The organism is Chryseobacterium sp. CG10_8 (genome assembly GCF_058117085.1).
Genome location: NZ_JBYVEB010000007.1, coordinates 57396 through 66892, shown reverse-complemented (window position 1 = coordinate 66892; position 9497 = coordinate 57396). Strand labels below are relative to the sequence as shown.

Below are 9497 nucleotides of genomic sequence, written 5' to 3'. Positions count from 1 at the left end.
AAAATTTTTGCCCACCTTCATACCTCGCGATTTACAAATTTCAAGATTTGCTTTATTAATGAGGTTTTCCCATGTTGACTGAATTTTGAGTAGAATCCTGTAGAAAAAAATCATCATGAAACTTTAGCGCTTTTTAATTACTTTTGCAAAGTAAGATATTTTTTATGATAAAAATTTCTAAAATTGAATATTATTTGCCAGAGAAAGTTCTGACAAACTTAGATTTAGAGAAAGAATTTCCCGAGTGGAGTTCTGAAAAAATTGAAGAAAAAGTCGGAATCAGACAACGCCATATTGCAGGAGAGCATGAGACCGTTTTGGATATGGCTGTGAAGTCTTCGGAGAAGATTTTTGAAGATTATGACCGTTCGAAAGTAGATTTTATTTTGTTCTGCACTCAAAGTCCTGAGTATTTTTTACCTACAACTGCATGTATTTTGCAAGATAAATTGGGACTTCGTAAAAATGTTGGAGCCTTAGATTTCAATTTGGGATGTTCTGGATTTGTGTATGGATTGGCTGTGGCGAAAGGACTTTTGGTTTCTGGGGTTGCGAAGAGCGTTTTGTTGGTAACATCAGAAACTTATTCCAAACATATCCATACCGAGGATAAAGCTAATCGAAGCATCTTTGGCGACGCCTCTGCTTCAGTTATTGTAGAATTAGATAAGTCGAAACCTGATTACCAATTTTGTTTGGGGACAGATGGAAGTGGTGCAGAAAATTTGATGGTTAAAGAAGGAGCCTTTAAAACTAATTTTCAGAAAAATCAAAATAACGAGTTTCCTCCTAACTGTCTTTATATGAACGGTCCTGAAATTTTTAATTTCACCATCGAAAATATTCCTGGTCTAGTGAACGAGACTTTAGAGAAAAATAATTTAGCTAAAGAAGACATTGATTATTTTGTTTTCCATCAAGCTAACACATTTATGCTGAATTACCTTCGAAAAAAAGCTAAAATTCCTACAGAGAAATTCTATATTGGGATGTCCGAAATTGGGAATACGGTTTCCGCGACGATTCCAATTGCTCTGAAGGATGCTTTGGATCAAAATTTGATTAAAAAAGGAGATAAAATACTGATTGCTGGATTTGGAGTAGGGTATTCTTGGGGAGCAACAGTGATCGAGATTTGATAATTAATAAAACAAATTTTTGTCATAGCGACGAAGGAGGAATCTAAATAGATTCTTCGACTTCACTTCTTTGCGCTCAGAATGACAAAGCAATAAAACAAAAAATTTAATATTAAAATATAATGAAGACACAAGATTTCTTAATAAAACTACAAGAAGAGTTAGAAGAGGATGAAACATTAACAACTGCAACAGATCTGAAATCTTTAGATAGTTATGATTCATTGGCTTTGTTAACGATTATTGCTTTTGTTGACGAGCATTTTGACAGAACTATTGATGCAAAACATTTTAAGGATATTACAACTGTTCAAGATTTGATGAACATTATTGGTGCGGATAATTTTGAAGACTAGATAGAAGATGTCGGTATTTTCCTTAGAGAACAAAACGATAGTTATTACAGGCGCTTCTTCGGGTATAGGTCGAGGATGTGCAGTGCAATGCAGTAAGAATGGAGCCAATGTTATCCTTATTGCAAGAAATGAAAGTAATTTGAAGGAAACGCAATCTCTTCTGAAAGATCCAACTAAGTCAGAAATCATTATTTCTGATATTACTTCTGATGAACATCTTGAGCAAAAAATTTCTGAAAAAATTGAAAAGCTAGGAAAGGTTTCGGGATTTATTCATTGTGCTGGAATTGAAAAAACGCTTCCTCTCAAAAAACAAAACGCTCAGATTTTTAATGAAATATTTGACGTGAACGTTTTTGCGGGATTCGAATTGGCGAAAATTTTATCTCTGAAGAAGTATAAAACTGAAACATCAAGTTTTGTTTTTATTGCTTCAGTTGCAGGAATGGTCGGTGAAGCGGGAAAAACTATTTATTCCGCAAGCAAAGGAGCGGTAATTTCAGGAGCGCGTTCGATGGCGATGGAACTTGCAAGAAGCGGAATCAGAGTGAATTCAGTTAGTCCGGCGATGGTAAAAACGCCGATTTTGGAGCAAATGTTTAACAACCTCGGTGAAGAAGCGGTACAAGAAATCTTAAAAAAACATCCATTAGGAATTGGAGAGGTCGAAGATGTTGCCAACGCTTGCGTCTACTTACTTTCCGATGCATCGAGATGGGTGACAGGAAGCAATCTAGTTATTGATGGAGGTTACTCAGTCGCTTAATTTTTTTAGAAATCTATTTTCACGATTGTCAGACATTGTTCGCTACGTCTAGTTTGAAACTACTCAATCATCATTTTTTCAATAGCATCGAAGATTTTCTGATTGTCAAACTGTTTTTCGATGTTTTGAAGGTTGGTTTTGATTTCAGAAATTAGAGTTTCGTTGGTCAAAAACTCTTTCATCGAATCATACATATCGGAGACTTCATAAGAAATTAATCGCCCTGTTTTTCCGTCCATTATCATTTTCGATACATCCCCAGTATCTGTTGCAATGGTGGGTTTTTGTAGAATTAAAGCTTCTGCGATAACCAATGGCCAAGCTTCGGATTCCGAAGGAAGTATGAAAAAATCACCTTGATTAATGTATGGATATGGATTCATTTGATTTCCTATCAGAAGGAAAGTAGATTCTACCTTTTTTTCTTTAATTAAATTTTCCAAAAACTCTCGTTGTTCTCCATCGCCAACAATCACAATATGATGATAAAGACCCTCATCTAACAGTTGTCGGTGCGCTTCGATGAGTTTGTGATATCCTTTTCTGTAATGCAGTCTTCCCACAGATACAAAAGTTGGACTTTCGGGGAAATTTGAGATTTTCTCTTGTGCTTTTCTTTTGATTTCCTCAATTGGGATGGCATTGATAATCACGTGTTCTTTTGGGTAATTGAGTTGAGGATGGCGTTTGTGCATCAAGTCATAAATTCTTTGCGAACAATAGACCATGTCATCAAATTTTGGAAAGCTTTCCAAAATCATTGGAACCAAAGGTTGCAATCCTGGAATCTGTATTTCGGAATGAAACCAGCCAATTTTTTTCGAGTTTTTATTGGTTGAATTTAGGACTGGTTCGAAATCGTTATAAGTCATCCCAATTTCGATATCGTATTTCTCTTTTAGAATTTTTTCGTCAATAATTTGTGGGTTATTGAGCAATTTATTGAGTTTTGCTTTCCTTCGTAACAACTGCAATTTCTGAATCAATGGGTTTTTAGAAAAATCTTCTTTTCCATCAGCCAAATAGACCTTTCTGACGTGAGATGGTATTTCGTTACGAAGTTCTCCTTGATTTAAGCTGAGTAAAACTGTCATTTCGAATTGGTCACGATTAAGATTGTTGAGAATGCTCAACATGACTTTCTCTACACCCCCCATTTCCATGGAGCGGTGACGAAACAGGACTTTTATTTTTTTGTTTGTGGTCATTCGATTAAGACTAAAGAGTTTTTCTTGACATTAAAAAGATAGTATGGCTTTTGTTTTTTTATTTCCAAATCATTGTTGAGGTATTCAAAATAATCTGGTAAATTGTTTTTTTTAGCAATATGTCGTCCCTCCCAAGAATGAAAGAAGATAGGTTCTTTAAGAATAAAATGAGGGTTGGTTTCCAATACTTGATAGACATCGTTTTGAATGTAGACGACTTTAGAACTGGGTTTTTCTGGCAGAAGCGGTTTGAGATTCTGAAAGGTCTTGTTATTAAAATCATTGGCGTACACCCAAGCATTTTTGATGCTAATTGATGTGATGGTTAAAAGAGCAAAACAAAAGCCCAAGATGAACCTTTTTAATTTTAAATTATTTCTAAAAGCAAAGAAAATCAGGAATACAAATGCTAAAGCCGAAAAAAGTCTAACTGCTCCTAGATTTCTATTTTGATAACCATAAATCGTTGGAATGTATGTTGAAAAGAAAAATATCGCAAAACAAACCATTAATCCTGCAATAGAAAATAGGACTTGTGATTTGGTTGGAACAAAATTCAACTTGCTTTTAATAAGAAAGTAAATGGAAGATATTGACATTAATCCCCAAAGTACAAAATCCTCCCAATTATAGAATTTAATCGCAATTATAGATTTGTAAAGCGTTCGTAGGGTGTCAAGTGTGAAAATTTTGATTCCAAGTAAAAGAATTCTGAAATCTCTATGGAAATCAAATATCTCTGAAAACGAATCTCGATGATAAGCGTGGTCAAACAAAACTGGCATTAGAAGTTTTCTGTACGCTACAAAAAGCACCAATGTTAGAGTTAAATATCCTATTTTGTTTCGATTGTTTTTGATAATTAGAGCGTTAATAACAATAGCAGGTAAGAAAACTTCATACGACAAAATGGAGAGTAGAAAGCAAAAAGAGCTAATTATGAAACCAAAAATAGACTGATATTTCTTAAGTGTTATAATAGATAATAGATAGAAAATCAGTGCGATATTGGAGTTGAGCATCAAAGGCGAAAACTGTACTGATGTGCCAAGAAATGACAACGCATATATTGCACAGATAATCACAGTAACTTCTTTTTGCGAAATAAAGAAGTCGCCACATTTTTTTATAAGCAAAATAGATAATGGGAAAAACAGAAGACCAAGAAAATAAAGGTCTCGATTGTTTTTGGAGATGATTTGCAGCAATGCTGTTGCTAGAGCAGAAACAGGACGTGCTGTCATGGTTTTGGTATTAATCGAATCGTATAAGAACGTGATTAGCGATGTTCCTATTTCCTTTTTTTGATTGAAGAAAATAACATCATCAGCCAAAGTTACCCTATTGGAAACAATGAAATAACCTATTGCTACAATGAAGAGCAATATTGCCGCAAAAAACTGGTTGGACTTGAAACTTTGCATCAATCAAAAAGCAATTTTAATTTCTTTTTAATCCGAAACGAAATGGAATTTTGGTATTCCAATAGTTTGAAAATTTCTTCCGAATTGGTGAATTTTTCTGGAATTGTCTTACCATTGATGGATTTTATACCTCTTCTTTTCATCGCATTATAGATCACTTCTCCCCAATATTCGTAGGATTTCTTTTTGTTGTCGTTTTGCGAGATTCCACCTGAGTGAGTGCGGTATAGATAATTGGTTTCGTCAATGAATTTTACTTTCCCTTTTTCGTACATTTTAAGATAAAGATCTTGGTCTTCAGCAATTTTTTTCAGGGTGTCCATTTTTGCTGTGGTTTCGTAGATATCCTTTCTGAAGGTTACAAAATGCGCTATCTGAACAGGGTAATTGAAAAAATAGGGATCATTATTGGGAACTTGTCTTGCTGATTTGAAAGGTGCAATAGGATTTAAATTTTCGTCACAAGTCATGAATCTAGAGTAGGCGAGTACCACTTCTATATTTTTTTTGAAAGCAGCTATAGATTTTTCGATGGCATCAGGTAATATTGCATCGTCAGGGTCTACAAAACCGCATATTTCCCCAGAAGCTAATTCAATTAACTTTGATTTGGTAATTCCAACTCCTGAATTTTCTGCGTTTTCATAATATCGAAACCTAGAGTCATTTTTGATGATTTCTTGGATTTGTTGTTTTTCGTCCTCAGTAGAAGCATCGTCCAATATGACAGCTTCCCAGTCATGATAGGTCTGTTGCAACAAGGAATTGTAGCAATCTTTAAAAAGTTTGGCGTTATTGTAATGTGCTATGAGAACGGAAAACTTCATACTGATTGTCTAGATACTAAGTCCATTTTATTAACCACAGTGGAGTTTGGTGGAACACTCTTGGTGATCGTGCATCCAGCACCTATAATACAGTTGTCTCCAATGGTTACTCCTTTGAGTATAGTTACATTACTTCCCAACCAACAGTTTTTACCAATAACAACAGGCGCTTTTGTGAATTTAGAATGATGGACCGTAAGTTCATCTCCATTTCGTTCATAGGCGTGGTTATGGTCATATATTTTAACATTTTCTCCAAAAAGAGTGTTCTCTCCAATAGAGACAGAGTCTAAACAATTAATGGAACAAAAATTATTCATAAAAACGCGGTCTCCAATTTCCAATGTTGCATCGTCTTGTACAATCACATGAATATAATTGCGAATATTAACAGCGTTACCAATATTGACTCTTTTAAGGTTTTTGTAAAGGACAAATTGATCGTCAATACCCAATCTAATACTTCCAACTGAGACATTTGGATGTGTCTTCAATAGGGTTTGTATTTTTTTTCTTTGTATTTTTTCTAGCATTTGTGCCAAAACGTTTAACATAATCTATGTTTTTGGGTAACAAAGATACGCAGTTTTAGCATATCTACTAAATTGTGTATTTTTGCGGTCTAATTGCTAAACTGTGAGTGAACTTATACGAGTTACCAAGACTTTTATTGGTTATTTGAAAAGACCTGATTTGTATCCCGAATTAGGTAGAAAAATTATCAAAAATATTTTCAATAGAAATAGTGCTTTCAAAGGGAAGGAGAAGACCAATCTCTGGGCTTCGCAAATTGCCATAAGTCAGGAGGAAGCTGTTAATCGGCTTTTTGGATTGTCCTATGAAAAATTTTCCCAGAAATATCCAGTAGAATTCCAATATGCACTTGATACGCAGAACGCATGCCCCATTAAAATGGGAGGAGCAGGAGCGTTAGAACTTATCTATTACGCTTGCGAATACACCCAAGCAAAGTCCGTTGTTGAAACTGGAGTTGCATATGGTTGGAGTTCTTTTGCTACTCTAATGTCATTGGATAAAAGAGGAGGGACGTTATACAGTTCCGATATGCCCTATCTGAGTCAGGATGGAGACCGTTACGTTGGATGTGTTGTTCCTGAAAATTTGAGAAAAAGATGGAAGCTTTTTCGCCATGCAGATCGTGAATCGCTACCCAAAATCATTAATGAATGTGGTTCTATCGATGTGGTGCATTATGATTCTGATAAAAGTTATGAAGGGATGGCTTGGGCATACAAAACACTATATCCTCAACTAAGAAAAGGAGGTGTTTTTATTTCGGATGATATTAACGACAATTCTGCGTTTCAGGATTTTTGTGAAGAGAGAAAGCTTAGTCCAACTGTTATTGATTTTGAAGGTAAATTTGTTGGGATTGTTATAAAGTCATGAAACGATTCTTGAAAAAATCATTGTTTTGGATTGGATGTGTTGTTGTTCTCCATTTAATTTTGGGTTATAGCGCAGGAGGATTTACTGATGAATTTTATGTGAGATTTACAACGCCAAGACAACAAAATTTGATTTTGGGTAACTCAAGGGCTGCTCAAGGAATACAACCACAGTTTCTGGAATCAAATAATGGAAAGGATTTTTTCAATTTTTCATTTACTATATTTTCATCTCCTTTTGGTCAAACCTATTATGAATCAATTCAACAGAAGCTTGATCCTAACGCCGTTAATGGAGTATTTATTTTGAGCGTGGACCCTTGGTGTCTTTCTACAGAAAAGGTCAATCCAGATGTGTTTCCAGAAGAAAAGACTATGCTGGGTAACACTTATTTTAAAAATTGTAATCCTAATTACGAGTACCTGATTAAGAATTATTCAAAAAGTTGGTTCAATTTACCTTTAGACAAGAATAAAATGACAAAAAGAAAGGTGCGAGGAAATAAGGTTTTTCTTCATCATAATGGTTGGTTAGAAGTTGATATTAGAACAAAATCTTGTAATGAGTACTCTGATAATGTTGCAGCAAAACTAGAAACTTATCGTGGATACAAAGACGGATATTCGCTATCTGAAGAACGGAAAAAGTACTTTCTCAAAATCATCCAATTTCTTAAAAAGCACGGTGATGTTTATTTAGTACGGATTCCTGTTAGTGAGGGAATGGCTCTGATTGAGAATGAATATATGGCTGACTTTAATAGTCAGATGACTATAATCGCAGAACAACAAAATATTCCGTACCTTGATTTTTCCTCCCTGTCAAATGACTTTTACTATACAGATGGGAATCACCTTCAGAAGGATTATGGTGCTGTTTTTACACAAATGTTAAATAATCATATTACAAGAAAATAATAAATTTATGCTCTTTAACTCAATTAGCTTTGCCATTTTTCTACCTATCGTTTTCATCCTATATTGGTTTGTCTTCAAGAAGGATTATAGATGGCAGAATGTGATGATGTTGGCAGCTAGTTTTTACTTTTATGCTTGTTGGGATTGGCGTTTTCTTTTCTTGTTAATGTTTTCTATCCTATTAGATTATTTTTCAGGATTACAGATAGAAAAGAGTAAAAATAAGAAGGCGGCGACTTTTTGGTTGGTTCTAAGTATTGGGATTAATCTTGGTTTTCTTGGTTTTTTTAAATATTATAATTTCTTCGCAGAAAGTTTTCAGGAGTTATTAGAGGGATTTGGATTTCATGTTAATATCTGGACATTGAAGGTTATACTCCCGGTAGGTATTTCTTTCTATACATTTCACGGTCTTTCTTATATCATAGATGTTTATAAAAAAAGGATTAAAGCTGAAAGTAATTTTGTTGAATACGCTTTGTTTGTTAGTTATTTTCCTCTTTTAGTAGCGGGGCCAATTGAAAGGGCTACACACCTTCTACCGCAGGTTAAGAAACCGCGCGTTTTCAATTATGAGAATGCTGCGGATGGAATGCGTCAGATACTTTGGGGATTATTTAAGAAAATGGTGATTGCCGATAATTGTGCACCAATTGTTAATGATATATTTACAAATTATCAGACAGAAAGTTCAAGTAATTTGGTGCTGGGAGCTATTTTATTCGCATTTCAGATTTATGGTGATTTTTCGGGTTATTCCGATATTGCTTTAGGAACTTCACGTCTCTTTGGAATTGAGTTACTTAGAAATTTTGCATTTCCCTATTTCTCAAGGGATATCGCAGAGTTTTGGAGGAGATGGCATATTTCGCTTTCGAGTTGGTTTCGGGACTATCTTTATATTCCGTTAGGAGGAAGCAAAGGTGGAATGTGGATGAAGATTAGAAATACTTTTGCTATTTTCTTAGTTTCTGGATTTTGGCATGGCGCTAATTGGACATTTATTATTTGGGGTCTTCTTAATGCCCTTTATTTTCTACCACTATTAATTACAGAAAAGAATCGACACAATTTAGAGGTTGCAGCAATGGGTCGATTAATTCCGTCCTTAAGAGATATTTTTAATATTGGATTTACTTTTGCTATTACTTGTTTTGCTTGGATTTTCTTTCGGGCAGAGAGCGTAACACAGGCTATTGATTATATTAAAAACATTTTCAGTTATTCGCTGCTAAGATTTCCATCTGAATTTAAACTTAAAATAGGACTTCTTATCGCTTTTATGTTGGTAGTGGAATGGCTAAATAGAACGCAACAACATGGTCTCGAGATCAAAAGATATCATCAATGGATTAGATGGATGCTTTATGTTGTAGTGACTTTCATTATACTTCGTTACGCCAATTTTGGAAATAATGAATTTATTTATTTTCAATTCTAAAAGGAAGCA

Annotated in this window: 10 protein-coding genes; 6 read left to right on the top strand and 4 right to left on the bottom strand. The window is 34.5% G+C overall.

Annotated features, from left to right (window positions below; genetic code table 11):
- The first annotated feature begins 164 nt into the window (after window positions 1–164).
- From AC4AGG_RS02755 to AC4AGG_RS02745, 3 genes are all read left to right on the top strand, one after another.
- Window positions 165–1139 carry a 3-oxoacyl-ACP synthase III family protein gene (locus tag AC4AGG_RS02755; RefSeq protein WP_489770452.1) on the top strand — a complete coding sequence of 325 codons (975 nt, stop codon included), beginning with the start codon at window positions 165–167 and terminating at the stop codon, window positions 1137–1139.
- Between the two features lie 122 nt (window positions 1140–1261).
- Window positions 1262–1495, top strand: coding sequence for an acyl carrier protein (locus AC4AGG_RS02750; RefSeq protein ID WP_489770451.1), 234 nt, complete (start codon window positions 1262–1264; stop codon window positions 1493–1495).
- A 7-nt stretch (window positions 1496–1502) separates the two neighbouring features.
- The gene (locus AC4AGG_RS02745) at window positions 1503–2261 is read left to right on the top strand and encodes an SDR family NAD(P)-dependent oxidoreductase (RefSeq protein ID WP_489770450.1); all 759 of its coding nucleotides are present in this window, start codon (window positions 1503–1505) and stop codon (window positions 2259–2261) included.
- Window positions 2262–2320: 59 nt separating this feature from the next.
- On the opposite strand, the gene AC4AGG_RS02740 is transcribed toward AC4AGG_RS02745, so the two are convergent.
- The 4 genes from AC4AGG_RS02740 to AC4AGG_RS02725 are packed head-to-tail and all read right to left on the bottom strand — an operon-like array spanning window position 2321 to window position 6274.
- On the bottom strand, window positions 2321–3469 hold the full coding sequence (locus AC4AGG_RS02740; RefSeq protein ID WP_489770449.1) for a glycosyltransferase: 1149 nt from the start codon (window positions 3467–3469) through the stop codon (window positions 2321–2323).
- On the bottom strand, window positions 3466–4893 hold the full coding sequence (locus AC4AGG_RS02735; RefSeq protein ID WP_489770448.1) for a hypothetical protein: 1428 nt from the start codon (window positions 4891–4893) through the stop codon (window positions 3466–3468). The genes AC4AGG_RS02740 and AC4AGG_RS02735 overlap by 4 nt, the downstream gene beginning before the upstream one ends.
- Window positions 4893–5720, bottom strand: a complete 828-nt coding sequence (locus tag AC4AGG_RS02730; RefSeq protein ID WP_489770447.1) for a glycosyltransferase family 2 protein — start codon at window positions 5718–5720, stop codon at window positions 4893–4895. Before AC4AGG_RS02730 ends, AC4AGG_RS02735 begins: the two co-directional genes overlap by 1 nt.
- On the bottom strand, window positions 5717–6274 hold the full coding sequence (locus AC4AGG_RS02725) for an acyltransferase (protein WP_489770446.1): 558 nt from the start codon (window positions 6272–6274) through the stop codon (window positions 5717–5719). Before AC4AGG_RS02725 ends, AC4AGG_RS02730 begins: the two co-directional genes overlap by 4 nt.
- 82 nt (window positions 6275–6356) lie before the next feature.
- Here AC4AGG_RS02725 and AC4AGG_RS02720 point away from each other — a divergent pair, with 82 nt between their 5' ends.
- From AC4AGG_RS02720 to AC4AGG_RS02710, 3 genes are read left to right on the top strand one after another with little or no spacing between them, the layout of a single operon-like run.
- On the top strand, window positions 6357–7130 hold the full coding sequence (locus tag AC4AGG_RS02720; RefSeq protein ID WP_489770445.1) for a class I SAM-dependent methyltransferase: 774 nt from the start codon (window positions 6357–6359) through the stop codon (window positions 7128–7130).
- Window positions 7127–8047: an SGNH/GDSL hydrolase family protein gene (locus AC4AGG_RS02715; RefSeq protein WP_489770444.1), complete on the top strand. Its 921-nt coding sequence runs from the start codon at window positions 7127–7129 to the stop codon at window positions 8045–8047. The genes AC4AGG_RS02720 and AC4AGG_RS02715 overlap by 4 nt, the downstream gene beginning before the upstream one ends.
- A 7-nt stretch (window positions 8048–8054) precedes the next feature.
- Entirely contained in the window at window positions 8055–9488 is a 1434-nt protein-coding gene (locus AC4AGG_RS02710; protein WP_489770443.1) for an MBOAT family O-acyltransferase, read from the top strand.
- Window positions 9489–9497 lie beyond the last annotated feature (9 nt).

Bases quoted from the DNA above. Each gene is read 5' to 3' on its own strand.
- AC4AGG_RS02750 (WP_489770451.1), top strand. From the start codon at position 1,262: ATGAAGACACAAGATTTCTTAATAAAACTACAAGAAGAGTTAGAAGAG.
- AC4AGG_RS02755 (WP_489770452.1), top strand. From the start codon at position 165: ATGATAAAAATTTCTAAAATTGAATATTATTTGCCAGAGAAAGTTCTG.
- AC4AGG_RS02745 (WP_489770450.1), top strand. From the start codon at position 1,503: ATGTCGGTATTTTCCTTAGAGAACAAAACGATAGTTATTACAGGCGCT.
- AC4AGG_RS02725 (WP_489770446.1), bottom strand. From the start codon at position 6,274: ATGTTAAACGTTTTGGCACAAATGCTAGAAAAAATACAAAGAAAAAAA.
- AC4AGG_RS02735 (WP_489770448.1), bottom strand. From the start codon at position 4,893: ATGCAAAGTTTCAAGTCCAACCAGTTTTTTGCGGCAATATTGCTCTTC.
- AC4AGG_RS02715 (WP_489770444.1), top strand. From the start codon at position 7,127: ATGAAACGATTCTTGAAAAAATCATTGTTTTGGATTGGATGTGTTGTT.
- AC4AGG_RS02730 (WP_489770447.1), bottom strand. From the start codon at position 5,720: ATGAAGTTTTCCGTTCTCATAGCACATTACAATAACGCCAAACTTTTT.
- AC4AGG_RS02710 (WP_489770443.1), top strand. From the start codon at position 8,055: ATGCTCTTTAACTCAATTAGCTTTGCCATTTTTCTACCTATCGTTTTC.
- AC4AGG_RS02740 (WP_489770449.1), bottom strand. From the start codon at position 3,469: ATGACCACAAACAAAAAAATAAAAGTCCTGTTTCGTCACCGCTCCATG.